The 25,841-nt window shown below is 74.6% G+C and carries 25 protein-coding genes and 1 riboswitch; of the genes, 8 read left to right on the top strand and 17 right to left on the bottom strand.

The genetic code is table 11. From position 1 onward, the window contains the following. Nucleotides 1–58 precede the first annotated feature (58 nt). Nucleotides 59–1,201, top strand: coding sequence for a MalY/PatB family protein (locus F1D97_RS04275; protein ID WP_236122479.1), 1,143 nt, complete (start codon nt 59–61; stop codon nt 1,199–1,201). A gap of 102 nt (nt 1,202–1,303) precedes the next feature. On the opposite strand, the gene F1D97_RS04270 is transcribed toward F1D97_RS04275, so the two are convergent. The 6 genes from F1D97_RS04270 to gcvP form a co-directional block, all read right to left on the bottom strand. After that, nucleotides 1,304–1,750, bottom strand: a complete 447-nt coding sequence (locus tag F1D97_RS04270) for an Hsp20/alpha crystallin family protein (protein ID WP_236122478.1) — start codon at nt 1,748–1,750, stop codon at nt 1,304–1,306. 128 nt (nt 1,751–1,878) lie between these two features. Continuing rightward, entirely contained in the window at nt 1,879–2,295 is a 417-nt protein-coding gene (locus F1D97_RS04265) for a (deoxy)nucleoside triphosphate pyrophosphohydrolase (protein WP_236122477.1), read from the bottom strand. A 174-nt stretch (nt 2,296–2,469) separates the two neighbouring features. After that, nucleotides 2,470–2,700: a helix-turn-helix domain-containing protein gene (locus tag F1D97_RS04260; RefSeq protein ID WP_236122476.1), complete on the bottom strand. Its 231-nt coding sequence runs from the start codon at nt 2,698–2,700 to the stop codon at nt 2,470–2,472. 310 nt (nt 2,701–3,010) lie between these two features. Further along, nucleotides 3,011–3,382: a glycine cleavage system protein GcvH gene (gcvH, locus tag F1D97_RS04255; protein ID WP_236122475.1), complete on the bottom strand. Its 372-nt coding sequence runs from the start codon at nt 3,380–3,382 to the stop codon at nt 3,011–3,013. A 35-nt stretch (nt 3,383–3,417) separates the two neighbouring features. After that, nucleotides 3,418–4,575: a glycine cleavage system aminomethyltransferase GcvT gene (gene gcvT / locus F1D97_RS04250; RefSeq protein WP_236122474.1), complete on the bottom strand. Its 1,158-nt coding sequence runs from the start codon at nt 4,573–4,575 to the stop codon at nt 3,418–3,420. 79 nt (nt 4,576–4,654) lie between these two features. Further along, nucleotides 4,655–7,639: an aminomethyl-transferring glycine dehydrogenase gene (gene gcvP / locus F1D97_RS04245; RefSeq protein WP_236122473.1), complete on the bottom strand. Its 2,985-nt coding sequence runs from the start codon at nt 7,637–7,639 to the stop codon at nt 4,655–4,657. Nucleotides 7,640–7,821: 182 nt separating this feature from the next. Continuing rightward, a riboswitch (glycine riboswitch) is annotated at nt 7,822–7,911 on the bottom strand. A gap of 126 nt (nt 7,912–8,037) precedes the next feature. On the opposite strand from gcvP, the gene F1D97_RS04240 reads away from it, so the two are divergent. Genes F1D97_RS04240 through moaA form a run of 3 tightly spaced genes read left to right on the top strand, consistent with a single transcriptional unit; the run spans nt 8,038 to nt 10,018 of the window. Beyond that, nucleotides 8,038–8,559, top strand: a complete 522-nt coding sequence (locus F1D97_RS04240) for a molybdopterin-binding protein (protein ID WP_396022555.1) — start codon at nt 8,038–8,040, stop codon at nt 8,557–8,559. Beyond that, on the top strand, nt 8,559–8,972 hold the full coding sequence (locus F1D97_RS04235; protein WP_236122472.1) for a molybdenum cofactor biosynthesis protein MoaE: 414 nt from the start codon (nt 8,559–8,561) through the stop codon (nt 8,970–8,972). The genes F1D97_RS04240 and F1D97_RS04235 overlap by 1 nt, the downstream gene beginning before the upstream one ends. Continuing rightward, entirely contained in the window at nt 8,969–10,018 is a 1,050-nt protein-coding gene (gene moaA / locus F1D97_RS04230; protein ID WP_236122471.1) for a GTP 3',8-cyclase MoaA, read from the top strand. Before F1D97_RS04235 ends, moaA begins: the two co-directional genes overlap by 4 nt. Before the next feature lie 42 nt (nt 10,019–10,060). Here moaA and F1D97_RS04225 read toward each other — a convergent pair whose 3' ends face one another. The 9 genes from F1D97_RS04225 to F1D97_RS04185 all read right to left on the bottom strand — a co-directional run bounded on the left by F1D97_RS04225 (nt 10,061) and on the right by F1D97_RS04185 (nt 16,772). Beyond that, entirely contained in the window at nt 10,061–10,294 is a 234-nt protein-coding gene (locus tag F1D97_RS04225) for a MoaD/ThiS family protein (protein ID WP_236123476.1), read from the bottom strand. Beyond that, on the bottom strand, nt 10,291–10,554 hold the full coding sequence (locus tag F1D97_RS04220) for a DUF6457 domain-containing protein (RefSeq protein WP_236122470.1): 264 nt from the start codon (nt 10,552–10,554) through the stop codon (nt 10,291–10,293). Before F1D97_RS04220 ends, F1D97_RS04225 begins: the two co-directional genes overlap by 4 nt. Further along, nucleotides 10,551–11,504: a molybdenum cofactor guanylyltransferase gene (gene mobA, locus F1D97_RS04215; RefSeq protein WP_236122469.1), complete on the bottom strand. Its 954-nt coding sequence runs from the start codon at nt 11,502–11,504 to the stop codon at nt 10,551–10,553. The genes F1D97_RS04220 and mobA overlap by 4 nt, the downstream gene beginning before the upstream one ends. Then, nucleotides 11,482–11,991 (bottom strand): cyclic pyranopterin monophosphate synthase MoaC, encoded by a 510-nt coding sequence (gene moaC, locus F1D97_RS04210; protein WP_236122468.1) that lies wholly within the window; start codon nt 11,989–11,991, stop codon nt 11,482–11,484. Before moaC ends, mobA begins: the two co-directional genes overlap by 23 nt. Continuing rightward, a complete protein-coding gene (locus tag F1D97_RS04205; protein ID WP_236122467.1) occupies nt 11,988–13,265 on the bottom strand; it encodes a molybdopterin molybdotransferase MoeA in 1,278 nt (425 codons plus the stop codon). Before F1D97_RS04205 ends, moaC begins: the two co-directional genes overlap by 4 nt. 44 nt (nt 13,266–13,309) lie before the next feature. Continuing rightward, nucleotides 13,310–14,467: a ThiF family adenylyltransferase gene (locus F1D97_RS04200; RefSeq protein WP_236122466.1), complete on the bottom strand. Its 1,158-nt coding sequence runs from the start codon at nt 14,465–14,467 to the stop codon at nt 13,310–13,312. A gap of 70 nt (nt 14,468–14,537) precedes the next feature. Then, the gene (locus tag F1D97_RS04195; protein WP_236122465.1) at nt 14,538–14,930 is read right to left on the bottom strand and encodes a TFIIB-type zinc ribbon-containing protein; all 393 of its coding nucleotides are present in this window, start codon (nt 14,928–14,930) and stop codon (nt 14,538–14,540) included. A 103-nt stretch (nt 14,931–15,033) separates the two neighbouring features. After that, nucleotides 15,034–16,200 (bottom strand): pyridoxal phosphate-dependent aminotransferase, encoded by a 1,167-nt coding sequence (locus F1D97_RS04190; protein ID WP_236122464.1) that lies wholly within the window; start codon nt 16,198–16,200, stop codon nt 15,034–15,036. A gap of 53 nt (nt 16,201–16,253) precedes the next feature. Then, nucleotides 16,254–16,772 (bottom strand): low molecular weight protein-tyrosine-phosphatase, encoded by a 519-nt coding sequence (locus F1D97_RS04185; protein WP_236122463.1) that lies wholly within the window; start codon nt 16,770–16,772, stop codon nt 16,254–16,256. Between the two features lie 323 nt (nt 16,773–17,095). On the opposite strand from F1D97_RS04185, the gene F1D97_RS04180 reads away from it, so the two are divergent. Further along, a complete protein-coding gene (locus F1D97_RS04180; protein WP_236122462.1) occupies nt 17,096–20,047 on the top strand; it encodes a glycosyl hydrolase in 2,952 nt (983 codons plus the stop codon). Nucleotides 20,048–20,210: 163 nt separating this feature from the next. Here the strand turns inward: F1D97_RS04180 and F1D97_RS04175 are convergent, their stop codons facing one another. Beyond that, nucleotides 20,211–21,194 carry a LacI family DNA-binding transcriptional regulator gene (locus F1D97_RS04175; protein ID WP_236122461.1) on the bottom strand — a complete coding sequence of 328 codons (984 nt, stop codon included), beginning with the start codon at nt 21,192–21,194 and terminating at the stop codon, nt 20,211–20,213. Between the two features lie 639 nt (nt 21,195–21,833). Between F1D97_RS04175 and F1D97_RS04170 the strand changes: the two genes are divergently transcribed. Further along, complete coding sequence (locus F1D97_RS04170) at nt 21,834–22,037, top strand: cold-shock protein (RefSeq protein WP_094181560.1); 204 nt, start codon at nt 21,834–21,836, stop codon at nt 22,035–22,037. 113 nt (nt 22,038–22,150) lie between these two features. Here the strand turns inward: F1D97_RS04170 and F1D97_RS04165 are convergent, their stop codons facing one another. Beyond that, nucleotides 22,151–23,266 carry a fatty acid desaturase family protein gene (locus F1D97_RS04165; protein WP_396022554.1) on the bottom strand — a complete coding sequence of 372 codons (1,116 nt, stop codon included), beginning with the start codon at nt 23,264–23,266 and terminating at the stop codon, nt 22,151–22,153. Nucleotides 23,267–23,431: 165 nt separating this feature from the next. Between F1D97_RS04165 and F1D97_RS04160 the strand changes: the two genes are divergently transcribed. Together F1D97_RS04160 and map are read left to right on the top strand one after the other, a co-directional pair. Next, entirely contained in the window at nt 23,432–24,547 is a 1,116-nt protein-coding gene (locus F1D97_RS04160; RefSeq protein ID WP_236122460.1) for a winged helix DNA-binding domain-containing protein, read from the top strand. A 531-nt stretch (nt 24,548–25,078) separates the two neighbouring features. Then, a complete protein-coding gene (gene map, locus F1D97_RS04155; protein WP_236123474.1) occupies nt 25,079–25,840 on the top strand; it encodes a type I methionyl aminopeptidase in 762 nt (253 codons plus the stop codon). The last annotated feature ends 1 nt before the right edge of the window (nt 25,841 follow it).

Below are 25,841 nucleotides of genomic sequence, written 5' to 3'. Positions count from 1 at the left end.
CCACGGCGGCGGCCGGTTCCCCTCGGGGAGCCGGCCGCCGCCGCGTTACGGTCGTCAGATGAGCCTGTTCGACGTCGACCTGGACGAGCTGCGGACGCGCACGAGCCAGAAGTGGCGGCGGTACCCGCCGGACGTGCTGCCGCTGTTCGTCGCGGAGATGGACGTGCGCGTGTGCGAGCCGGTGGTCACGGCGGTGATGCACGCGCTGCACCGCGGCGACACGGGCTACGTCGACGGCCGCCCCTACCAGGAGGCGTTCGCGGGGTTCGCGGAGCGCCGCTGGGGCTGGTCGGTCGACCCGGCGACGGCGGTGCTGATGCCGGACGTCATGCAGGGCGTCGCGGAGCTGGTGCGCCTGCTCACGGACGCCGACGGCGCGGTCGTCATCAACCCGCCGGTCTACCCGCCGTTCCGTGCGTTCGTCCGGCGCACGGGCCGTCGCGTCGAGACCGCGGATCTGGGCGCCGACGGCCGCCTGGACCTCGCGGCGCTCGACGAGGCGTTCACGCGGGCGCGGGCCGGCGGACGCAGCGCCGCGTACCTGCTGTGCCACCCGCAGAACCCGACGGGCGCGGTGCACACGCCCGACGAGCTGCGCGCGCTCGGCGAGCTCGCGGTGCGGCACGGGGTGCGGGTCGTCTCGGACGAGGTCCACGCGCCGCTCGTGCTCGACCCGGACGTGCCGTTCGTCTCCGCGACGACGGTGGTCCCTGACGCCGTCGCGCTGCACTCGGCGTCCAAGGCGTTCCACCTCGCGGGCCTCAAGGCGGCGCTGGCCGTCCCGGGCCCGGACGCCGCCGCGCACCTCGACCGCCTGCCGGCCACGATCCTGTCCGAGGTCGGCCACGTCCCCGTCCTGGCGCACACGGCGGCCCTCACGCACGGCGACGCGTGGCTCGACGCCCTGCTCGACTCGCTGCGCGACTCGCGCGCCCACCTGCGAGCGCTCCTCGACGAGCACCTGCCCCGCACGCGCTGGACCGCGGGCGCGGCCACGTACTTCGCGTGGCTGGACCTGCGTGACGAGATCCCGGACGACGACGACCCGGCGGCGCGCCTGCTGCGCGACGCGCGTGTCGCGCTCAACCCGGGCCCGAGCTTCGGCCGCCCGGGTGCGGGGTTCGCACGCCTCAACTTCGCGACGTCGCGCGCGGTCCTCACCGAGGCGGTCGGGCGCGTGGTGCGCAGCCTGCGCGCCTGACGACCGTTCGACCGGCCCGGCGGCCGCGTGCGACCGGCCGAGCCGCGTCGGCCGGCCCGCGCGGTCGGGCGCGGGCCGGTCGTCGGTGGGTGGTGCGTCGGGTCAGGCCGAGGCGGCCGTGATCTCCGGCGTCGAGCCGGCCGTGCCGTGCTGCACCTCGACGCGCCGCGGCTTGGCCTCCTCGGCGACGGGGATCGTCAGCGTGAGGACGCCGTCGGTGTAGGTCGCGCTGATCGCGTCGAGCGCGAGCCCGCGGCCGAGCGTGAGCTGGCGTGCGTACGTGCCGGACGGGCGCTCCTTGGCGAGCCACTGCACGTCGTCCTCGGTGCGCGGGGAGCGCTGCGCGCGGATGGTCAGCGTGCGGTCCTCGACGTTGACGTCGATCGTGCCCGGGTCGGCGCCCGGCAGGTCGACGTGCAGGACGTAGTGGTCGCCCGAGCGGTACAGGTCCATCGGCATCGCCTGCGCGAGCGCGGCGGTGCGGTCGGCGGTCAGGACGGACGTCAGGAGCCGGTCCATCTCACGGAACGGGTCGATGCGCGTAGCCATACCCCTCACCTCCTCGACGACGAGGTGCCGGACCGTCCGGCGCCTCGGGTACGTACCGGGCGCGCGGCCCGGTGGGCTACGCCTCCAGTTCTAGCACTCTGCTACGGAGAGTGCTAACTCGAGTTCGCTCAGGGCAGACGTGCACCGACGAGGTGCTCGACGATCCGCACGTCGGCGTCGAGCCACGGCACGCCGAGCCAGTGCGTGCGCGGCAGCCACCGCAGCTCGTCGTGCTCGACGAGCGGCTCGGGCGTCCCGGCGCTCACCTCGGCGTACCAGAGGCGCATCGCGTACGTCTCGGACAGCCGCCACGCGCCGTCGTCGGGCCCGACGACCTCGTCGCCGAGCGTGACGCGCACGCCGAGCTCCTCGCGCAGCTCGCGGTGCAGCGCGTCCACGGGCGTCTCGCCCGGGTCGACCTTGCCGCCGGGGAACTCCCACCGGCCGGCCAGGCTCGCGGGGGTCGCACGGCGCGCCGCGAGCAGCGCGTACGGGTTGTCGAGGTCGTCGACGATCGCAGCGGCGACGACGAGCACGGGAGCCATGCGGTGAGTCTGCCAGGCCGGTGGGCGAGGAGATCGTCGTCGGCGCCGCCGACCGACCCTCGGAGGAACGTCCGGAGACGACGACGGCCCGCCCTCGTCAGGGCGAGCCGGTCGGGTGCCCGCCTCGCGGCGGGGACAGCCGTTCGTCGTCGAGCGGCGCGTGACGGGTGTGGGTCAGCGGATGCCGTGCGCCTCCGCCCACGCCACTGCCTCGGCGCGCGTGGAGACGCCGATCTTCCGGTAGACGCTGCGGACCTGCGACTTGACCGTGTTGCGGGTGACGAAGAGGCGGGTCGCGATCTCCTCGAGGGTGACGTCCTCGGCGAGCTCGGCGAGCACCACGCGCTCACGTCGGGTGAGAGTCTCCGCGCCCGTGAGGGGGGCGGTGGTCTCGAGCATGCTCATTCTGTCCTCCGATCGGTGCACGGCCCCGGTCGAAGACCGGGTGCCGCGGGGCGTTCGGAGGATGAGAGCGCGCAGACACGGCACTATGACGCCGTTTCGTCCGACTTCTTCTCACCGTGTTCCGCACCCCACGGTCGTCCTGCTGTGCCCACAATGAACGCGGAACCGGCTGCCTGATACACCCGGTCCCCCGGAGCCGTCCGGCTTTCACCCGTTCGGCCCCGTATGTCGCCGGATGGCGACCACGTCGGCGCTGGAGTCAGCGCCCTTGTCGACACCCGCCGGAGGGTCCTCCCGACCGGCGGTCCGCTCAACCCGCCGCGTGCGCGGCGTACTCCTCCGCGGTGAGCAGCGGGCCCGCCTCGGCGACGTCGACCTTGAGGAGCCAACCCGCGCCGAACGGGTCGGAGTTGACGACCGACGGGTCGTCCACGGCCGCGGTGTTGACCTCGACGACCGTGCCGGTCACGGGCGAGAACAGCTCGGACACCGACTTCGTGGACTCGATCTCGCCGATCACGGTGCCGGCGGTGACGGTCTCGCCGACCGCGGGGAGCTCGAGGTAGACGATGTCACCCAGCGCCTCGGCGGCGACGGACGTGATGCCGACGGTCGCGGGTGCGTCGTCGGAGAGCCACTCGTGCTCGAGGGTGTACTTGAGGGCGGCGGGAAGGTCGGTCATGAAGGTGCTCCGCTCTGGTGTCTCTGGTGAAGGGTCTACCGGGGACGACGGTAGAAGGGAAGAGGGACGACACGCACCGGCTCGTGCCGGCCGCGCACGTCGACCGCGAGGTCGGTGCCCTCGGCGGACACCTCGGGCGTCACGTACGCCATCGCGACGGGGTGGCCGAGCGTGGGCGACGGTGCGCCCGACGTCACGGTCCCGACGACCGCGCCGCTGGTCGTGACCACGGGGTAGCCGTGCCGGGCCGCGCGGCGCGACAGGCCCTGCAGCCCGACGAGCGTGCGGGCGGGGACGGCGTGCGCGCGCGACTCGAGCGCCGCGCGCCCGACGAACGGCAGCGGCTGGCCCGAGGCGTCGACCTTGTCGAGCTTCACGACCCGGCCGAGGCCCGCGTCGTGCGGCGCGGTCGTGGTGTCGAGCTCGTTGCCGTACAGCGGCATGCCGGCCTCGAGGCGCAGCGAGTCGCGCGCGGACAGGCCCGCGGGGACCAGGCCGAGCGGGCTGCCGGCCTCGAGCAGCGCGCGCCACAGCGTCGGCGCGTCACCCGCGGGGACGAACAGCTCGAAGCCGTCCTCGCCCGTGTAGCCGGTCCGCGCGACGAGCGCGTCGAGCCCCGCGACCCGGGCGGGCACGGACGCGTAGTACTTCAGGGCGCGCACCGCGTCCGCCTCGGCGGGGTCGGCGACGAGGCCGACGACGATCTCCTCGGCGCGCGGTCCCTGCACCGCGACCAGCGCGGTCAGCTCCGAGCGGTCCGTGAGCGTCACGTCGTCGCGGCCCGCGAACCGCTCCGCGAGCGCGTCGCGCACCACGTCCACGTTCGAGGCGTTCGCGACGACGAGGTAACGCTCGTCCGCCCCGTCGGCGGCGAGCCGGTACACGACGAGGTCGTCGAGCACGCCGCCGTCGTCCTGGCAGATCATCGTGTAGCGCGCGCGGCCCACCGCGAGCGCCGAGAGGTTCCCGACGAGCGCGCGGTCGAGCGCGTCGCCCGCACCCGGGCCCTCGACCCACAGCTCGCCCATGTGCGACAGGTCGAACAGACCGGCGGCGGTGCGCACCGCGGTGTGCTCCGCGACGTCCGAGCCGTACCGCAGGGGCATCTGCCAGCCCGCGAAGTCGGTGAGCGCCGCGCCCAGCGCGACGTGCTCGTCGTGCAGCGGGGACAGTCGTGCCGGCCGGTCGCTCATGCTCGGTCCTCTCGTCGTGCGGGTGTCGTCCGGGCCGTGCGGCCCGCCGGGGTCGCGGAAGTCACGGGGCTCACGGGGGTCACTCGGCGAACGCCTCGACGGGCGGGCACGAGCAGACCAGGTTGCGGTCGCCCCGCGCGCCGTCGATGCGGCGCACGGGCGGCCAGTACTTGCCGCGGCGCAGGCTCGCGAGCGGGAACGCGGCGCGCTCGCGCGGGTACGCGTGCGTCCACTCGTCCACGCTGACGGACTGCGCCGTGTGCGGGGCGTTGCGCAGCGGCGAGTCCTCGAGCGGCCACGTGCCCGCCGCGACCTCGTCGATCTCCGCGCGGATCGCGACCATCGCGTCGACGAACCGGTCGAGCTCGGCCAGGTCCTCGCTCTCGGTCGGCTCGACCATGAGCGTGCCGGGCACGGGGAACGCGAGCGTCGGCGCGTGGAACCCGTAGTCCATGAGCCGCTTGGCCACGTCCTCCGCGGTCACGCCGGTGCGCTTGGTGATCTCGCGCAGGTCGAGGATGCACTCGTGCGCGACCAGCCCGTTCGGTCCCGTGTAGAGGATCGGGAAGTGCTCGCGCAGGCGCGTGGCCAGGTAGTTCGCGGCGAGCACCGCGACCTCGGTCGCGCGGCGCAGGCCGTCGGGGCCCATGAGCGCGACGTACGCCCACGAGATCGGCAGGATGCCCGCCGAGCCCCACGGCGCCGCGGAGACCGGCGGCACGTGCGACGCGTGCGCCGCGGCGTCGGGCGTGCGAGGGCTCGTCGTCGGGTTGCCCGGCAGGTACGGCGCGAGGTGCGCCGCCACCGCGACCGGGCCGACGCCCGGGCCGCCGCCGCCGTGCGGGATGCAGAACGTCTTGTGCAGGTTGAGGTGGGAGACGTCGCCGCCCATCTCGCCCGGTCGGGCCAGGCCGACGAGCGCGTTGAGGTTCGCGCCGTCGATGTAGACCTGACCGCCCGCGTCGTGCACCAGGTCGCACACCTCGCGCACGTGCGCCTCGTACACGCCGTGCGTCGAGGGGTAGGTGATCATGATCGCCGCGACCTGCGGGCCGTGCTGCTCGAGCTTCGCGCGCAGGTCGTCGAGCAGGATCTCGCCGTCCTCGGCGGTCGCGACGACGACCACGCGCAGGCCGGCGAGCGCCGCCGACGCCGCGTTCGTGCCGTGCGCCGAGGCCGGGATGAGGCAGATGTCGCGCTGCGCCTCGCCGCGGGCGCCGTGGTACTCCTTGATCGCGAGCAGCCCCGCGAACTCGCCCTGCGAACCGCCGTTCGGCTGCACCGAGACCGCCGCGTACCCCGTGATCTCCGCGAGCCAGTCCTGCAGCTGCGTGACGAGCTCGGCGTAGCCGGCCGTCTGGTCCGCCGGCGCGTACGGGTGCACGTCCGCGAACTGCGGCCACGAGATGGGCTCCATCTCCGCGGTCGCGTTGAGCTTCATGGTGCACGAGCCCAGCGGGATCATCGTGCGGTCCAGCGCGAGGTCCTGGTCGGACAGGCGGCGCAGGTAGCGCAGCATCGCGGTCTCCGAGCGGTACAGCTGGAACACCGGGTGCGTCAGGTAGCCGTCGGTGCGCAGCGCCCAGTCCGGCAGCGTCGGCGACGCGGCGATCGGGCTGTAGGCGAACGCCTCCCCGCGAACGGTGAACGACTCGCTCGGCGACGTCCACTGCTCGTCGTCCGTGCCGAACGGCGCGTCCGTGACGCCCGCCGCGAAGAACGCCAGCACCACGGACATCACGTCGCCGTCGTCGGTCGTCTCGTCGACGCTCGCCTGCACGTGGTCCGCGTCCGGCGCCCACAGGTTCACCCCCTGCTGCACCCCCGCCGCGACGACGTCCGCCGCGCGGCCCGGGACGACCGCGCGCACCGTGTCGAACACGACCTCGTGCTCGACCTCGACGCCCAGGTCACGCAGGAACGCCGCGAGCGAGACGGCACGGTGGTGCACGCGCGTCGCGATCTCCCGCAGGCCGTCGGGGCCGTGGTGGACCGCGTACATCGACGCGACGATCGCGAGCAGCGCCTGCGCGGTGCAGATGTTGCTCGTCGCCTTCTCGCGGCGGATGTGCTGCTCCCGGGTCTGCAGCGCGAGGCGGTACGCGGGCGCACCGTCGGCGTCGACCGACACCCCGACGAGCCGGCCCGGCAGCATCCGCTCGAGGCCCGAGCGCACCGCCATGAACGCCGCGTGCGGACCGCCGCCGAACAGCGGGACACCGAAGCGCTGCGCCGAGCCCACCGCGACGTCCGCGCCGAGCGTGCCCGGGGACGTCAGCAGCGTGAGCGCCAGGAGGTCCGCCGCGACCGTCACCAGGCCGCCGCGCTCCTTCGTCGTCGCGATCACGTCCCGCAGGTCCCGGACCTGCCCGGACGCGGCCACCTGCTGCACGACGAGCCCGATGAGGTCACCCTCGACCTCGGGCAGCCCCTGCGACAGGTCCGCCACGACCACCGGCAGGCCGATCGCCTCCGCGCGGCCCACGGTCACCGCGAGCGACTGGCCGAACAGCTGGTCGTCGAGCACGACCGTGCCCGCCTTGCCGCGCTGCGCGCGCCACATGAGCGCCACGGCCTCGGCGACCGCCGTCGCCTCGTCGAGCAGGCTCGCGTTCGCCACCGGCAGGCCCGTGAGGTCCTCGACCATCGTCTGGAAGTTCAGCAGCGCCTCGAGCCGGCCCTGGCTGATCTCCGGCTGGTACGGCGTGTACGCCGTGTACCAGGCCGGGGACTCCAGCACGTTGCGGCGGATCACCGGTGGCGTCGTCGTGCCGTAGTAGCCCTGGCCGATCATCGGGCGCAGCACGCGGTTCCGGTCCGCGATGCGTCGCAGCGCCGTCTGCACCTCGGCCTCGCCCAGCGCCTCGGGCAGGTCCAGCGGGCGGCCCGTGCGGATCGACGCCGGGACGGCCGCGTCGATGAGGTCGTCGAGCCGCTCGTACCCGACGGCGGCGAGCATCCGGTCGACCTCGGTGCCGCGCGGACCGACGTGACGGTCGGCGAACTCACGCGCGGCGGGGGCCGATCCGAGGGGGACCGGCGGCTGGTGGCTGGACTTCGACACGGGCTGCTCCGGGGGTCGCCCGGCGTCGGCCGGGACGGGCGGTGGGCTCCCCGCTCTGTCATCCGCCGCGTACGACGACCTGAGAGTTTTGCCGGTCCGCCTTGGCCGTTGAACCCAGCCCGGGGCGCGCCGGCTTGCACCGTCGGTGGGCCACCGCGCGGGTGGCCGCTTTCCAGAGTTGCCTCGCCGTGGCGGTACAGGGGGCCTGAGAGATTCCCGGGGAGGGTTGCTCCTTCGGCGCCCGCTTCGCGGGACTCTCCCGCCACGGTTCGAGCAGCATGTTCAGTTGACCTACCGCCCCAGGCTACCGGCTCCCCCACCCACCGCAGCACCCGGTGCGGGGTTTCCCACGGCGAGACGGTGGGCAGATCCGGACGAGGCGTGGTTAGCCTGGCGCGGTGAGCCTGCACCCCGAGGGGCCGAGCGCGACGAGCGCCGGTGCGGCGGCTCCCGTGCGGGCCGCGGTGGTCGTGGTCTCGGACCGGAGCGCGGCCGGCGCGCGCGAGGACCGGTCGGGCCCCGCGGCGGTCGCGGCGCTGCGCGACGCGGGCTTCGACGTGCCGGACGCGGCGGTCGTGCCGGACGGGGCGGCGTCGGTGCGCGGGGCGCTCGAGGACGCGATGGCGGGCGGCGCGCGGCTCGTCGTCACGTCCGGCGGCACGGGCGTGGGACCGCGCGACGAGACGCCCGAGGGCACCCGCCCCCTGCTCGCCAAGGAGCTGCCCGGCCTCCCCGAGCTGCTGCGGCGCTCGTCGGACGTGCCCACCGCGGTGCTCAGCCGCGGGCTCGTCGGCGTCACCGCGGGCGGGGTCGTCGTGGCCAACCTGCCCGGCTCCCCCGGCGGCGTGCGCGAGGGGCTCGGCGTCCTGCTCCCGCTCCTGCCGCACCTGCTCAGCCAGGTCGAGGGCGGTGATCACTGATGATCACGCGGATCTGCGACACCCCCCTTGACCTGCTGTTTCACGTGGAACATGTCGAGAGCCCCCGCGCCGGCGCCGTCGCGACGTTCGTCGGGCTGGTCCGCGACCACGACCCGTCGGTCACGGGCGAGGTCGTCGGGCTCGAGTACAGCGCCCACCCGGACGCGGAGGCGGTCCTGCGACGGATCGCCGACGAGGTGGCCGCGGACGACGACGTGCTCGGCGTGGCCGTGAGCCACCGGGTCGGGCACCTGCGCGTGGGCGAGGCCGCGATCGTCGTCGCCGTCGCCGCCGCGCACCGGGCCGAGGCGTTCGACGCGTGCCGCCGGCTCGTCGAGACCGTCAAGGCCGAGCTGCCCGTCTGGAAGCGCGAGCTGCTCGCGAACGGCACGCACCACTGGGTCGGGCTGTGAGCGGCGGGGCCGCCGAGACCGGCGGGACGACGACGAGCGGGCAGCTCGTCGACCGGTTCGGCCGCGCGCACCACGACCTGCGCATCTCCCTGACCGACCGCTGCTCGCTGCGCTGCACGTACTGCATGCCCGCCGAGGGCGTCCCGTGGCTCGCCCGCTCGACGATGCTGTCGACCGACGAGATCGTGCGCGTCGCGCGCGTCGGCGTCGAGCTCGGGATCCGGGAGATCCGGCTGACCGGCGGCGAGCCGCTGCTGCGGGTCGACGTGGTCGACGTCGTGCGCCGCCTCGCCGCGATGACCACGCCCGACGGCGCACCCGTCGAGGTCTCCCTCACCACCAACGCGCTGCGGCTGCCCGCGCTCGCCACTCCCCTGCGCGACGCGGGACTGCGCCGCGTCAACGTCAGCCTCGACACGCTCGACCGCGCGCGGTTCCTCGAGCTCACGCGCCGCGACAAGCTCGTCGAGACGCTCGCCGGCATCGCGGCCGCCGACGCCGCCGGGCTGCACCCCGTGAAGATCAACGCCGTCGCGATGCGCGGCGTCAACGACGACGAGGTCGTCGCACTCACGCGGTTCGCCGTGGAGCGCGGCTACCAGATGCGGTTCATCGAGCAGATGCCGCTCGACGGCGGGCACACGTGGGACCGCAAGGAGATGGTCACGCAGACCGAGATCCTCGAGCGCCTGCGGGGAGCGTTCCGGCTCGAGGAGGTCCCGGGCCGCGGCGCCGCGCCCGCCGAGCTGTGGACCGTCGACGGCGGGCCGGCCACCGTCGGCGTCATCGCGTCGGTGTCCGCGCCGTTCTGCGGCGCGTGCGACCGGCTGCGCCTCACCGCGGACGGGCAGCTGCGCGCGTGCCTGTTCTCGCAGTCCGAGGTCGACACGCGCGAGGTCCTGCGGTCCGACGAGCCCGCGGAGAGCGTCGACGAGGGCCTCGCCGCCGCGTACCGCACGTGCCTGGCCGGCAAGAAGGCCGGCCACGACATCGACGACCCGACGTTCCTGCAGCCGCGCCGCCCGATGAGCGCGATCGGCGGCTGACCCAGCCGGCCAGCCGCACGCGCGGCGGGCGCGGCCGGTTCGTCAGCCGCCCGCGAACGGGGGCAGGACGTCGAGCGTCACCCCCGCCGCGACCTCGTCGGACGCCTCGAGGCGGCGGCCGTCGGCGAGCAGCGCGCACCGGTCGAGCACCGGCGCCAGCGCGGGATGACGCGCCAGCAGGTCGGCGCGCACCGCGGCGCCCGAGCCGGCGGGCACCTGTTCCGCGTCGACCCCCGCGGCCTCCGCGGCGGCCGCGAAGTAGCGGACGGTGATCACGGCACGTCCCACGCCGCGGCGGCCTCGTCGACCTCCGCGAGCAGCGCCGCGATCTCGTCGGGCGAGCGACCCGCAGCCGCGAGGCCCGCGACGAACATCGACACCGGCACCGCCGGGCGCGCGACCGAGTGCGCCACCCCGCTCGACAGGTCGAGGATGCGGTCCACGTCGACGAGCGCCGGGTCCACGCCGAGGCGGGACGTGAGGTGCTCGACCCACAGCGGCAGGTCGGCGCCGGGGGCGCGGCGAGGGTCGGTCATGACGGGCTCCGTCCGTGGTCGGCGGCGTGGTCGGCGTGCTCGGCCTCGATCGTCCCACCCGCGGGCGTCTCGGCGGCACGCCCGGCGGTGTCCGACGAGCGGGCGTCCGACGAGCGCGCGGCCGACGAGCCTGTGTCCGACGGCGTCGCCCTCCGAGCCGTGAGCGCGGCGGACAGGGCGCGGACCGACGGCCAGGTGTCGGCGTCCGCGGAGGCGCCGCCCGGGTCGGGCACGTCGACCAGCGTGAGGTCCGCGACCAGGCGGCGCACGGACGCGCCGTGCGTGCCGGGGCCGAGCGCCGCGACCGCCGAGTCGAGCGCGTCCCGGCGATAGGCCGCGACCAGGTGCTGCGGCGCGCCCTCGTCGTCCACGAGCCGCGCGCCGTCCACGCCCGGCCGGCACGCGGCCGCCACCAGCGCGTCCACCACCTCCCCCGCGCGCGGCACGTCGCACGCGAGCACGACGACGACCGCGGCGCGCCCGTCACCCGGCTCGTCGCCCCGCTCGCGGCGCGGGTCCCGGCCGGAGTCGTCGCCCGGCTCCGTCAGCAGTGCGAGGCCCGCGGCCAGCCCCGCGACCGGACCGCCCAGCGGCGGGTCCTCCAGGGTCGTCGCCACGCCCGGTCGCGCGAGCTCGGGCGGTGCGACGAGCACCCGCCGGCGGGCACCGGCGACCGCCGCGAGCGCGTGGTCGACCAGCGGCAGCCCCGCGACGACGAGCCCCGGTTTCACGTCCCCGGGCCGCTCTCCACCCAGTCGTCGTGCAGCGCCACCCGCCAGCACGACCGCGTCGAAGACCACGGCACGCTCGTCGGGACCCGTGGCGTCCGCGTCGGGCCGGACGCCGACGGCGTCAGGGCTCGCGACGTCAAGGCTCGCGGCGTCAGGGCTCGCGGCGTCAGGGCTCGCGGCGTCAGGGCTCGCGGCGTCAGGGGTTGCGGTGCCAGTCACCCGACTTGCCGCCCGTCTTCGCCTCGAGCCGCACGTCCGCGATGTGCACGGACTTGTCGAGCCCCTTGACCATGTCGACCACCGCGAGCGCCGCCACCGACACGGCGGTGAGCGCCTCCATCTCGACCCCCGTGCGGTCGGCGGTGCGCACGGTCGCGATGATGCGCACGCCGTCGTCGTCGACGACGAGGTCCACGACCGCCCCGTGCACGCCGATGACGTGCGCGAGCGGCAGCAGCTCGGGGGTGCGCTTGGCGGCGGCGATGCCCGCGATCCGCGCGACCGCGAGCACGTCGCCCTTGGGCAAGGACTCGTCGCGCAGCGCGGCGACCACGGCGGGCGGGCACGCGACCAGCCCCGTGGCGGTCGCGGAGCGGATGGTCGGCTGCTTCGCGGTGACGTCGACCATGCGGGCCTGCCCGCGCGCGTCGAGGTGCGTGAGCGGCTGCGTGAGCGGCTGGGTGGGCGGCTGGGTGGGGTCGGTCATGTCCAGAGGACCTCCAGGGTGTCGCCGGCGCGGACCTCGTCCACGTCGGCGGGGATGACGGCCAGGCCGTCGGCGACGGCGAGCCGCGCGACGAGGTGCGAGCCGGAGCCGCGCGCGGTGGCGCGACGCACGTGGACGTCGGCACCGGTGCCGGTGTCCCTGGTCGGGACGCGGCGCACGGGCATGAGCTGCGCGCGGCCGGGCGGCGTGCGCCAGCCCTCGTCGGCGACGGCGGCGACGCGCGGGCGCTCGGGTTCGGCGCCGAGCATGCGCCGCACGGCGGGCCGCACGAACATCTCGAACGACGCGAACGCGCTCACCGGGTTGCCGGGCAGCGTCCACACCGGCGTGCCGGACGGCAGCCGGCCGAGCCCCTGCGGCTTGCCGGGCTGCACGGCGACGGGCACGAGCTGGACGCCGGGCTCGTCGGCCAGCGCGGCCTTGACCACGTCGAACGCGCCCGCGCTGACCCCGCCGGACGTCACGACGCCGTCGACGGTGCCGTGCCCGCCCGCGTCGAGCTCGTGCAGGAGGCGGCGCAGCGCGGCCGGGTCGTCGCCCACGGGGCCGAGGCGCAGCGCGTCGGCGCCCGCGTCCTGCACCGCGGCGGCGAGCAGCCACGAGTTGGAGTCCGGGATCTGGCCGCGCCGCAGCGGCGACCCGGGCGGCACGAGCTCGTCGCCGGTCGACACGACGGCGATGCGCGGGCGGCGGTGCACGACGAGCGTCGCGCGGCCGACCGACGCGGCGGCAGCCACGTGCGCGGGTCCGACGACGTCGCCCGCCCGCAGCACGACGTCGCCCGCGGCGGCGTCCTCCCCCGCGCGGCGCACGTGCTGACCCGGGGTGACGGCCGCGCGGACCTCGACCTCGCCGCCGGTCGTCGCCCACGCGTGGTCGCCCGCGGCCTGCCCGCCGGCGCGCGGCGCGGTGAGCTCGACGGGCACCACGGCGTCCGCGCCCGGGGGCACGGGGGCACCGGTCATGATCCGCACCGCGGTGCCGGGCGTGACCGCGGGCTCGTCGTCGGACCCCGCCGCGACGTCCCCGACGACGCGCAGCGCGACCGGGCTCTCGGCGGTGGCCGCGGCGACGTCCGCCGCGCGCACCGCGTAGCCGTCCATCGCGGAGTTGTCCCAGCGCGGCAGCGGGCCGTCGGTGGTCACGTCCTGCGCGAGCACCTGGCCGAGCGCCTCGAGCAGCGGCACCAGCACGGGCGGCAGGGGCGCCGCGAGCGCGAGCGCGGCCGCGCGGTGCTCGTCGAGACCTCGCACGATGCCCTCCCTGTCGTCGTCGCCCGATCCTGCCATCGCGCAGGTCAGGCGGGTGTCCGTGCCCGCCAGGCGACGATCCCGCCCGCGAGGTTCGCGGCGTCGACCCCCGCGGCGCGCAGCACCTGCGCGGCGGCGTGCGAGCGCGCGCCCGCGTGGCACACGACGACGACGTCGTCGCCGTGCTCCCACGCGCGCAGCGCCGACCCGTCGAGCACGCGGGCCAGCGGCACGTGCGCGGCGCCCGGGAACGGCAGGGCCTCGAGCTCGTGCGGCTCGCGCACGTCCACGACGACGACCGGGTCGGCCGGGTCCGCGAGGCGCGCGGCGAGGGCGTCGGCGCTGACGGTCGGGACGTCGTCGGGCGGCACGGGACCCGCGGGCGCGCCGGGCTCCGGCACAGCATCCGTCTCCGGGCGGGTGGCGACGCCCGCAGGCTCCGGGTGGGGGGCGAGCGGCACCTGCGACCAGCGCGCGCGCAGCGCGTCGAGCACCAGCACGCGCCCCAGCAGCGGCTCCCCCACGCCGCACACGAGCTTGACGACCTCGGTCGCCATGAGCGACCCGACCTGCCCGCACAGCGCACCGAGCACGCCGGCCTCGGCGCACGACGGCACCTCGTCGGGCGCGGGCTCGCGCGGGAACAGGTCGCGCAGCGTCACCCCGCCACCGGGCGCCGCGGACCAGAACACGCTGACCTGCGCGTCGAACCGCAGCACCGACCCCCACACCACGGGCACGCCGAGCGCGGCGGCGGTGTCGGAGACCAGGTAGCGCGTCGGGAAGTTGTCGGTCCCGTCGACCACCACGTCGTAGCCCGCGAGCACGTCCGCGGCGGTCTCGCGCGTGAGGCGCACGTCGTGCGCCACGACGACGACGCTCGGGTCGATCGCCGCGACCGCGTCGCGCGCCGAGTCGACCTTGCGACGGCCGACGTCCGGCGAGCCGTGGACGACCTGGCGCTGCAGGTTCGTCAGGTCGACGACGTCGTCGTCCACGATCCCCAGCGTCCCGACGCCCGCCGCGGCGAGGTACTGCAGCACCGGCGCACCGAGCCCGCCCGCGCCGACCACGCACACGCGCGCGGACCGCAGCCGCCGCTGCCCGGTCAGGCCGATGCCCGGCAGCAGCAGGTGCCGGGCGCTGCGCACCCGCTGCTCGTCGTCGAGCTCCGCCACCGGCTCCACGAGCGCCTCGATCCGCACCCGCCCAACCTACGTCCCCGCCCGCGGCGGGCGCCCTGCCGACCGGGCGGTGAAAATCGGGGGCCGCGGGTCAGTCGAAGTCGAGGAGGTCGCCCAGCCACGAGTCGCGCTTCTTCTTGCGGCGGTAGCGCGGGTCGCCGTAGCGGGGGTCGTACGACGAGCCGTAGCGTGCGCGGTCGTCGTCGCGGCGCTCGTCGTACCGGGGCTCGTCGTGCCGGCGCTCGTCGTACCGGGGCTCGTCGTACCGGGACGGGCGGGCGTCCTGCGGAGGCGTGCCGTACACGGGCGCGGGCGCGGCGGTCGTCGGCGCGGCCCCGGGGACGGCCTGGGCGGCCGCGCGGTCGAGGATCTTGTCCAGCTCGCCGCGGTCGAGCCACACGCCGCGGCAGGTCGGGCAGTAGTCGATCTCGACGCCCTGCCGCTCGGACATCACGAGCTCGGCCTGGTCGACGGGGCACTTCATGGCGCGCTCCTCGGGGTTCGGGTGCCTGACCTCACCCCAACGAGCGAACCGACGCAACGGTGCCCGGTTCGTCCGAGATCGTGCACGGTCGCGTCGGAGGGAGTCAGAGCGTGCGCTGCCAGGCGACGATCCGGTCGACCGCCTCGCGCACCACGTCGGGCGACGACGCGAACGACAGCCGCACGTACCGGGACCCGTCCACGGGGTCGAAGTCCGTGCCGGGCGTGAGCGCGACGCCGGCCTCGTCGAGCAGCCGCGCGCACCACGTCACGGAGTCGAGGCCCGACGCGGACACGTCGCCGTACAGGTAGAACGCGCCGTCGGCGGGGGCGACGTGCGTCCACCCGAGCTCGGGCAGCCGCTCCAGCAGGAGGGCGCGTGATCCCGCGTAGCGTTCGACGTTCTCGCGCGCGGCGGCCATGCCGTCGGGCGAGAACGCGGCGACACCCGCGTGCTGCGCGAGCGCGGGCGGGCACAGCGCGACGTTGCCCGCGAGCGCGTCGACGGGTGCGACGAGGTCGTCGGGCAGGACGAGCCACCCGAGCCGCCAGCCGGTCATCGCCCAGTACTTGGAGAACGAGTTCACGACGACCGCGCCGGCGTCCAGGTTGCGCGCGGCGGTCGCGACCTCGGCGTCGGTGTACGTGATGCCGTGGTAGATCTCGTCGCTCACGAGGCGCACGCCGTGCGCGCCGCACCACTGCGCGAGCGCCTCGAGCTCGGCGGCCTCGATCATCGTTCCGGTCGGGTTGGCGGGCGACGCGACGACGAGCCCGTCGAGCGGGCGGACCGCGTGCGCCTCCTCGAGCATCGCGACGGTCGGCTGGAACCGCGTCGTGGGGCCGGCGGGCAGCTCGACGACCTCGCACCCGAGCGCCGCGAGGATGTTCGTGTACGCGGGGTACCCGGGGCGGGCGAGCGCGACGCGGTCGCCCACGTCGAACGCCGCGAGGAACGTCAGCATGAACCCGCCCGACGAGCCCGTGGTCACGGCGATCCGCGCGGGGTCGAGGTCCACGCCGTACCAGTCGCCGTAGTGCGCGGCGATCGCGGCGCGCAGCCCGGGGGCGCCGAGCGCCTCGGTGTAGCCGAGGTCGCCGGAGGTCAGCAGCTCGACGGCGCGCCGGCGCACCACGTCGGACGCTCCCGTGGCCGGTTCGCCCGCGCACAGGTTGAGCACGTGCTCGCCCGCGGCGCGGCGCGCGTTGGCCGCGGCGATGATCTCCATGACCGCGAACGGGGGGACGTGGGCCCGGGTGGCAACCTTCACACCCCCATCCTGCCCGCCGGCGCCCCTGCGCACCCCGGTGGGCCGCGCGGTGGTCAGGGGGTGGACGTCGCCAGGGCCGCGCGGACGTGGGCGACGACGCCGTCGGCGGCGGCCTCGATCTGCGCGAGGCAGTCCTCGAAGTCCTGCATGCCGCCGTACCAGGGGTCGTCGATGTCGAGGACGTGCTCGGGCTCCCCGGGTGCGACGACGGGCGCGGCGGGGTCGAAGCGCCGGAGCAAGACGATGCGGTCGGCGACCTCGGCGGGGGCGAGCCGGCGCAGCGCGCGGGCGTGCTGCGCGGTCGCGGGCAGGATCAGGTCGCGGGAGGTGAGCTCGCTCGCGGTGATGCGGTGCGCGCGGTGGCCGTCGCCGGTCGGGTAGCCGTGGGCGGCGAGCACGGAGCGGGCGCGACGGTCGACGGGGTTGCCGTGCTCCTCGTCGGACACGCCGGAGGAGTCGACGACGACGAGGTCGCCCAGGCCGGCGGCCTCGAGCCGGTCCCGCAGCACGATCTCGGCCATGGGTGAGCGGCAGATGTTGCCCGTGCACACGGTCATCACGCGATAGGTCACGCCTCATCCTCCCCCAGACGGGTGGCGCTCTGGCCTGCGATTTCACCCTGGCTTGACTTTGAGTTCACCCGGCCGCACCCTGGACACAGCACTGGTGACACGAGTCAACGGACATTTCCCCGGGGGCTCGGACGCCTCGACGTGGAGCCGTCCACCACTCGTGCCGCACCACGGTGACCCACCCTCACCGCCGCTTCCTTGTGCGGGCAGCTCCCGGGCGACGACGCCCTGGCACTGCCCCGTCCGGCGTCCCGCCGCGGTCGCCGGTGACCCGCGCTGCCCGATGCCCCCCTGGCGGGGCAGCCGAGAACGGAGATGACCGGATGCCTCCCCTCGCCCACCCGTCACGGACCGGGGTGCCGCGCCCCGCGCCGGACCAGCGAGCCCTGCCGACCCGCCGCACGGTCGTCGCGCTCGCCGCAGCCGCCGCCCTCGTCGTGTCGCTGCTCCAGGCCGTCGCGCTCGCCCCCGACCGCGCGCAGGCCGCGACCGTCGGGTCGGGCAGCTACGCCGACAGCACCCCCGCCGGCGGCGCGGTGCCCACCGAGTGCAACGACCGGCCCATCACCAACCCGCGCGCGCACGTCACGTCGAGCTTCCCGTCGGGCGCGATCCCGACGAACGACTGGTGGACGTCGCTGCTGTGGCGCAAGTTCGACTGCTCCGCGGTCTCCGCGGCGCTCGCGGCCCACCCCGCGGTGTTCCAGGCGTTCACCGACGGCCTGGGCGTGAGCTACCCGACGACCCCGTCGATCTCCGGCACGGCCACGGGCGTCTCCGAGTACCACTACTCCTACGCCGAGGACGTGCGCATCGGCGTCGCCGGCCTGAGCGCCGACGGCAAGGTCGACGGCTACTCCGACTGGACCGTCAGCGAGCTGTGGAGCAACGGCTCGAGCAGCCTGCGCACCACGTTCGGGCACGGCCTGCCGTTCGTGTACGCGACGAAGACCGGCTCGGGCGACGCGACCCTGACGACCAACGGCACCCCCACGGTGTGGAGCAACACCGGCGGCGCGATCGGCTTCACGGTCAACGGCCACGACTACGCCGCGTACGCGCCCACCGGCTCGACGTGGACGGTCTCCGGCACCTCGATCCGCTCGTCGCTCTACAACCGTGACTTCTTCTCCGTGGCGGTGCTGCCGTCCACGGGCAGCGCGTCCGGCCGCGCCGCCGCGCTCGCCGCGTACGCGCCGTACGCGCACAACCACGTCACGGGCACCAAGGTCTCCTGGTCGTACGACGAGGCCTCGGCGAAGATGACCGCGACGTACGCGTTCACGACGACCGCGAAGCAGGGCTCCGGCACGGGCACCGTCTTCGCGCTCTACCCGCACCAGCGCGACAACCTCACGGGCGTCACGCCGAGCAGCTACTCCTACGTCTCGCCGCGCGGCCCGATGCGCGTCGTCGTCGGGGCGTCGCAGTTCCGCACGGTCACCGCGTTCAACGGCGTCCTGCCGCAGCTGGCCAACACGGGCTTCTCGTCGGGCGCGGACCTCACCCAGCTCAACGGCTACGTGAACGACGTCGCCTCGAAGGACCCGTTCGCGGGCTTCGGCGAGGACACGTACTGGACCGGCAAGGCCATCGGCCGCGCCACGCAGGTCATCCAGATCGCGAACCTCACGGGCAACACGTCCGCGCGCGACGCGCTGCTGTCCAAGGTCAAGGCACGCCTGACCGACTGGATGACCGCGTCGCCCGGCGAGACGCAGCGCCTGTTCGCGTACGACTCGCAGTGGGGCACCCTCATCGGCTACCCCGCCTCCTACGGCTCGGACGTCGACCTCAACGACCACCACTTCCACTACGGCTACTACGTCGTCGGGGCCGCGACCGTCGCGCAGTTCGATCCGTCGTGGGCCGCGAGCTCGGCGTACGGCTCGATGGTGAACACCGTCATCAAGGACGCGGCGAACTGGGACCGCAGCGACACCCGCTTCCCGTTCCTGCGTGACTTCGACATCTACGCGGGCCACGACTGGGCGTCCGGGCACGGTGCGTTCGGCGCGGGCAACAACCAGGAGTCGTCGTCGGAGGGCATGAACTTCGCGTCCGGCCTCATCCAGTGGGGCCAGGCCACGGGCAACACCGCCGTGCGCGACCTGGGCATCTACCTGTACACGACGCAGGCGTCCGCGATCGAGAACTACTGGTTCGACGACGACGACGAGGCGTTCCCCGCCGCGTTCGGCCACTCCACGGTCGGCATGGTCTGGGGCGACGGCGGTGCGTACGCCACGTGGTTCTCCGCCGAGCCCGAGATGATCCAGGGCATCAACCTGCTGCCCTCGACGGCCGGCCACCTGTACCTGGGCTACGACCCGGCGTACATCACGCGGAACATCGCCGAGCTCGAACGCAACAACGGCGGGCCCGCCACGGTGTGGCAGGACATCATCTGGGAGTTCCAGGCCCTGGCCGACGCCCCGAAGGCGCTGTCGCAGTTCCGCGCGCAGGCCTTGTCGTACCCCGTCGAGGAGGGCGAGTCCCGGGCGCACACGTTCTACTGGCTGAAGAGCCTCGCGGGTCTCGGGACGGTCGACCGGTCCGTCACGGCGAACACCCCGCTGCACGCGGTGTTCCTCAAGAACGGCGTGCGCACCTACCAGGCCGCGAACATGAGCGGCTCGGCCACCACCGTGCGGTTCTCCGACGGCGTCACGCTCGCCGTCCCGGCCCGTTCGGTGGCCGCGACGACGGGCGACGGCTCGACGACGAACCCCACGCCGACCCCGACGCCGACGGTCACCCCGACGCCGACTCCCACGGCCACGCCGACACCCACGCCCACGCCCACGCCCACGCCCACGACGAGCCCGACGCCGACCCCGAGCCCCACGCCGACCACCGGCACGGGCATCCCGGCGACGTCGCGCATCCAGGCCGAGGCGTACAGCGCGGCCTCGGGCGTCGACACGCAGGCCACGTCCGACGTGGACGGCGGGGAGAACGTCGGCTGGATCGCGAACGGCGACTGGCTGCGGTTCGACGGCGTGGACTTCGGCAGCACGCCGCGCACGCAGTTCATCGCGCGCGTCGCGTCCGGTGCCGAGGGCGGGGCCAGCGGCCTCGTGCAGGTGCGGCTCGACTCGCTGACCGCCGCGCCGATCGGCAGCTTCGCGATCGCGAACACCGGCGGCTGGCAGCAGTGGCGGACCGTCCCGGCGAACATCGTCGGGACCACCGGCAAGCACACCGTCTACATCACGTTCGACTCCGGTCAGCCGGCGAACTTCGTGAACGTCAACTGGCTCACCTTCGGGTGAGCACGACCGCCGCCGACGGGGGGAACGGGACGGCGGTGAGACAGCGGGGCCCGGCCGATCGCACCCGGCCGGGCCCCGCTGCACGTCGCACCTCGGGCGTCGTGCGCCGGCTCTTCGTCGTCGGCTCGTCGCCCTCGGCTCGTCGTCCCGACGAGCGTGCGCGTCAGGTCGACGCGCGCTGCACGACGTGGAACACGTCGTCCGGCCGCGTCGGGCGCGGACGCGACGGGTCCAGCGCGGCGAGCACCGCCTCGGCCAGGTAGTCCGCCTGCGCGTCGATCGCCTGCCACACGGTGGTCAGGGCGGGGGTCGCCAGCCGCGCGACCGGGATGTCGTCCACGCCGATGACCGCGAGGTCCTCCGGCACGCGCAGCCCCAGGCCGTGCGCCGCGGCCAGGACCGCGAGCGCCACCTCGTCGTTGTACGCGGCGACGGCCGTCACGGGCTCGTCGCCCTCACGCCACCGAGCGAGCGCCGCGGCCGCGGACTCGACCGTCAGGTCGACCTCGGCGACGTGCGGCTCCGGCAGCCCCAGCCGCTCGCACGCCGCGCGCACGCCCGCGATGCGCCGCTGCGCGAACGCCGTCAGGCGCTCGTCCGCCGTGGCCGCGTACCCGAGCGCACGGTGACCGCGCTGCACCAGGTGGTCCACCTGGAGCTGGCCGATCGCCGACTGCGGAACGGAGAACGTCTGCGGGTGCGGGTCCTCGTCGAGCGCGGCGTCCACGACGACGATCCCCGCCCGCGTCATCGCGCGCGCCTCGGCCTCCCCGAACGGCAGCAGCCCCAGCACCGCGCACGGCGTCACGGCGCGCCACAGGTCGTCGAGCGGCCGCGTCCCCCGGCTGATGTGCACGAGCACCGACAGACCGTGCTGGTGCAGCGACGTGGTCACGTGGTCGATCAGCGAGTCCAGCAGCGGGCCGACCGTCCAGTCGGGCAGCACGCACAGCACCAGGTCGCTGCGCCCCGAGCGCAGGGCCCGCGCCGCGGCCGACGGCGTGTAGCCGAGCCGCGCCGCCGCGTCGAGCACGCGCTGCCGGGTGGCGTCGGTGATGACCACGCCCTGCTTCGCGTTGAGCACGTAGCTCACGGTGGTGCGCGACACCCCGCTCTCGCGGGCGACATCGGCACTGGTGACCCGCACGACTGACCTCCTCGTCCCGCCATCGCGACGCCGACACAACTGGTCGATCCTAGTCCTGAGCAGGCACGACGCGCTGATGACCCAGGTCCTGGACGCCCTCGCCCGTGAGGGTGACGCGGATCGCCCTGTGCCTGGTCACGGGCGGTCGTGTACGCTTCACCTGCGTTCATGTCGCGGGCACCTGCCCGCTGCGCTCTTCGGTTCAGCATCGAAGCAGGACCGCGAGCCCGGACGGCACCCGCCGTCACCGATTCACGAGATTCACCCATCCCGCCTCGGCGGGATGCGAGAGTAGTCAGCATCTTCACCAGTCTTCATCCCCTGTCCCGGACAGGTTCCCGGCCCGCCGCGCCTCGCTGGCGCCAGGCCGACGAGGACCTCTGGGTCGCCACCGTCGACGACGAGTACGCGGGCCTCGCCCAGCGGACCGTCGACGGTCTGCGCGTCAGCGACCGCTACACGGGGCCGCTCGGCGTCGTCGCCACCTGGGCCGCAGCCGACGTGCTGCTCGTGCCCGGTCGTGCGGCCCGTCCCCACCCGCGTGCTCACCGAGCACGCGCCCACACACGTCCGTGCCCGTCGGGGCGCGGCGAGCGAGGTCGCGCCCGCGGCCGCGCCCCTCGAACGAGAAGAGACATCATGGCCACCGGAACGGTGAAGTGGTTCAACGCGGAGAAGGGCTACGGCTTCATCGCCCCGTCCGACGGTTCCGCTGACGTGTTCGCGCACTACAGCGCGATCGCGACGCAGGGCTTCCGCACCCTCGAGGAGAACCAGCAGGTCGAGTTCGACGTCACGCAGGGCCCCAAGGGCCCGCAGGCGGAGAACATCCGCCCGCTCTGACTCGAGCGCGCGAAGGGGGCCGTACCCGGTGTGGGTACGGCCCCCTTCGTCATGCCCGGGCCTGGTCGGCGGTCGTCGTCGGCACCCTCGCGGACGACGACCGCCGGACGGCGTCAGACGCGGCGGAACCTGGCGACCACGTGGCACTCGAACGGGTCGCGGGCCGCGAGGCCGACCTCGTTCAGGTAGCGCACGACGATCGCGTACGAGCGGAACAGCGACGTCTCCGTGTACGGGACGTCGAGCGCGCGGCACTGCTCGCGCACCAGCAGACGCGCCTTCGCGAGGTGCGGGCGCGGCATCGACGGGAACAGGTGGTGCTCCACCTGGTAGTTCAGGCCGCCCATGAGGGACGTGGCCCACCAGCCGCCGCGCACGTTGCGCGACGTGCGGACCTGCTTGGAGAAGAAGTCGAGCTTCGAGTCGCGCGAGATGACCGGCATGCCCTTGTGGTTGGGCGCGAACGACGCCCCCATGTAGACGCCGAACACCGCGAGCTGCACGCCGACGAACGCGAACGCCATGCCGATCGGCAGGAACCAGAACACCGGGACCCAGAACGCGGCGAACCGCAGCACGATCAGACCGAGCTCGGTCCAGCGCTGCTCGACCTTCTCCTTGCCCAGCAGGTGCTGGAAGCCCAGGCGGTGCAGGTTCAGGCCCTCGAGCGTGAGCAGCGGGAAGAACAGCCAGCCCTGGCGGCGCGTGATGAGCGCCCGCAGGCCGCGTGCCGTGGCCGCGTCCTCCTCGAGGAAGGAGATCGTGTCGACGTCGATGTCCGGGTCCTTGCCGACCTTGTTCGGGTTGGCGTGGTGGCGGTTGTGCTTGTTGTTCCACCAGGACAGGCTCACGCCGACGACGCCGCACGCGAGGATGCGCGCGAGCCGGTCGTTGGCCTTGCCGCCCGCGAGCACCTGCTTGTGCGCGGCCTCGTGCGTGAGGAACGCGGTCTGCGTGAGCAGGACGCCCAGGCCCGCGGCGATCAGGAGCTGGAACCACGAGTGGCCCAGCAGGAAGAACCCGGCGAGCGCGCCGGCGAACCCGGCGGCGATGACGGCACCGACGCCGCCGTAGAACCCGTACGCGCGGCGCAGCAGCCCGCGGTCCCGCACCTTTGCGGCGACCTCGGTGTACGCGTGCGTGAGATGGGGGAAGGAGGTGTCCCGCCGGACCGTGGCGCGGAAGCCCTCGGGCAGAGCCGGGGTCGCAGTGGTCGGGGACGTGGTCACAGAGGGAGAAGCGATGAAGCACCTGCTTGTTCGGGGGCCCGCGACGGCGGGCGACGTTGCCAAAGGCGGGTGCCGATCGCCTCCCCACCGTACCCCGAGGACCTGGGCGGAGCAGGGCGTTCGTGCGCAGGGTGTGTGTGGGTCGTCGCCCGTAGCGTGACGGTCATGCACGCCGCCGAGGTGGTCCGCCGCCGCCTGCACGCCCAGCACCTGCGAGGACGCCGGCTCGACCACCCCGCCGAGGTCGTCTCCGGGCTGCTCGCGGTGCAGGGTCAGGAGCTGCCCGTCGCGCGCTGGTCGCTCGGGTGCCGTCTCACCCGGGCGGGTGACGAGGACGTGCGCCGCGCCCTCGACGACGGCGAGGTGCTGCGCACGCACGCGCTGCGGCCCACGTGGCACCTCCTCGCGCGCGAGGACCTGCGGTGGGTGCTCGCGCTGACGTCGCCGCGCGTGCTGCGCGCGTCGGCGCCCGGGTTCCGCCGCGTCGGCCTGGACGACGAGACGCTCGCGCGCACGGACGTGCTCGTCGCGCGGGTCGTCGAACGGCTCACCGCCGAGGGGCGGCACCCCACGCGGCCCGAGGTCGCGGCGGCGCTGGCCGACGACGGGTTCGAGGCCGGGTCGGAGGCCGTGGGCTTCGCCGTGATCCACGCCGAGCTCGCGGGGATCGTCGTGAGCGGACGCGCGCGCGGCACGCTGCACACGTACGCCCTGGCCGACGAGCGTGCGCCCGGCGGCGTCGCGCTCACGGGCGACGCGGCGCTCGTCGAGCTCGTGCGCCGCTTCCTCGTCGGGCACGGGCCGGCCGCGGTGCGGGACGTCGCGTGGTGGGCGACGCTCACGCTCACGCAGGTCCGCCGCGCTCTGGACGCGCTGGGGGACGCGGTGGAGCGCGTGGAGGTCGACGGGCACGAGCTGTGGTGGGTGCCGTCGTCGGACGACGACGACCTCGCTGGTGACGCGGCGTCCTCGTCGGACGAGCCCGTCGTCGACGTGCTGCAGGTGTACGACGAGGTGTTCGGCTCGTTCCCGACGACGCGCTCGCTGGCCGACCCGGCCGGGCTCGGCGCGTCACGGCCCACCGACTACGCCTCGCTGCACGTGGTGCTCGTCGACGAGCAGCTCGCGGCGTGGTGGCAGCGACGCGTGACGAACGGCGTGATCGAGGCGCGCGTCCACCCTCTGCGTGCGTTCTCGGCGGCCGAGCGCGCGGCGGTGCTCGCGCGGTTCGACGCGTACGGGCGCTTCGCGGACCAGGAGGTCGCGGTCACCCTGCCCTGAGCCGAGACGGGACGCGCTTCCTGCCACGGCGACGCCGGGATCGAGCCGGGGCCGGGCGAGGGGCACCGTCGCGGGCGGCTGCGGGCAGGGAACAGCCCGTGGGCCGGACCCCTGTCGGGGCCCTGCCGCGAGGGACGAGGTCGCGGCTCCCACGGGCTGCGGTGACTGTCGTGGATTCGCTCGCCGCCCTGCCGAGGTCCAGTACCCGGCGGAGCTCTGCGAACGGATCGACAATCCGTCCGAGTACTCGGGCGACTAGCGGACAGTCACCTCACGCGTCCGAAGAAACTTCATGTCTCCGACCACCTCCTTCCCGTGTGCCTCGACGCTAACCCCGCCCGCGCACCCCCCGCACCCTTTATTTCCCCACCACCCGCCCCGTCCCCTCCCCACCCCGTCCCTCCCCCACCCCGACCCCACCCCGACCCCGCGCTTCCTCCGGGTACGGGGGTGGAGACCGCGAGGAATCGCGGGATCGGACGAGGGTGGGACGGCGGGTCCGGCGCGGGCAGGTGGCAAGGTGGGGGCGTGATGCTGAAGACCGCGGCCGAGCTGGCCGCCATGCGTCCCGCCGGGAAGTTCGTCGCGGGGGTCCTGTCCTCGCTGCGCGACGTCGCGAAGGTCGGGACGACGCTCCAGGAGCTCGACGACCACGCGCACCGGATGATCGACGCCGCCGGCGCGCACTCGGTGTACCTGGGGTACCACCCGAGCTTCGGCGCGATCCCCTACCCCGGCGTGCTGTGCACGTCGGTCAACGACGCCGCGCTGCACGGCCTGCCGTCGCCGTACGTGCTGCAGGACGGCGACGTGCTGTCCATCGACTTTGCCGCGCAGGTGCAGGGCTGGGTCGCGGACTCCGCGATCACGTTCCAGATCGGCACGACGACACCCGAGGCGACCGCGCTCATCGAGACCACCGAACGCGCCCTCGCGGCGGGCATCGCGGCGGCGAAGGTCGGCGGCCGCATGGGCGACGTCTCCGCCGCGATCGGCGAGGTCGGCCACCGAGCGGGGTACGGCATCAACACCGACTTCGGCGGGCACGGCGTCGGCCGCACGATGCACGAGGACCCGCACGTGCCCAACGACGGGCGCCGCCGCAGCGGCATGAAGCTGCAGGCCGGGCTCGTCATCGCGATCGAGCCGTGGTTCATGGCCGGAGGCAGCGGGTACGTGATCGACGACGACGGCTGGACGATCCGTTCCGCCGACGGCTCGCTCGCGGCACACTTCGAGCACACGGTGGCGCTCACCAAGGACGGCCCGGTCGTCCTGACGTCACGCGACTGAG

The organism is Cellulomonas palmilytica (assembly GCF_021590045.1).
Classification (GTDB): Bacteria; Actinomycetota; Actinomycetes; order Actinomycetales; family Cellulomonadaceae; genus Cellulomonas; species Cellulomonas palmilytica.
This window is presented reverse-complemented; position numbering and strand designations above follow the sequence as displayed.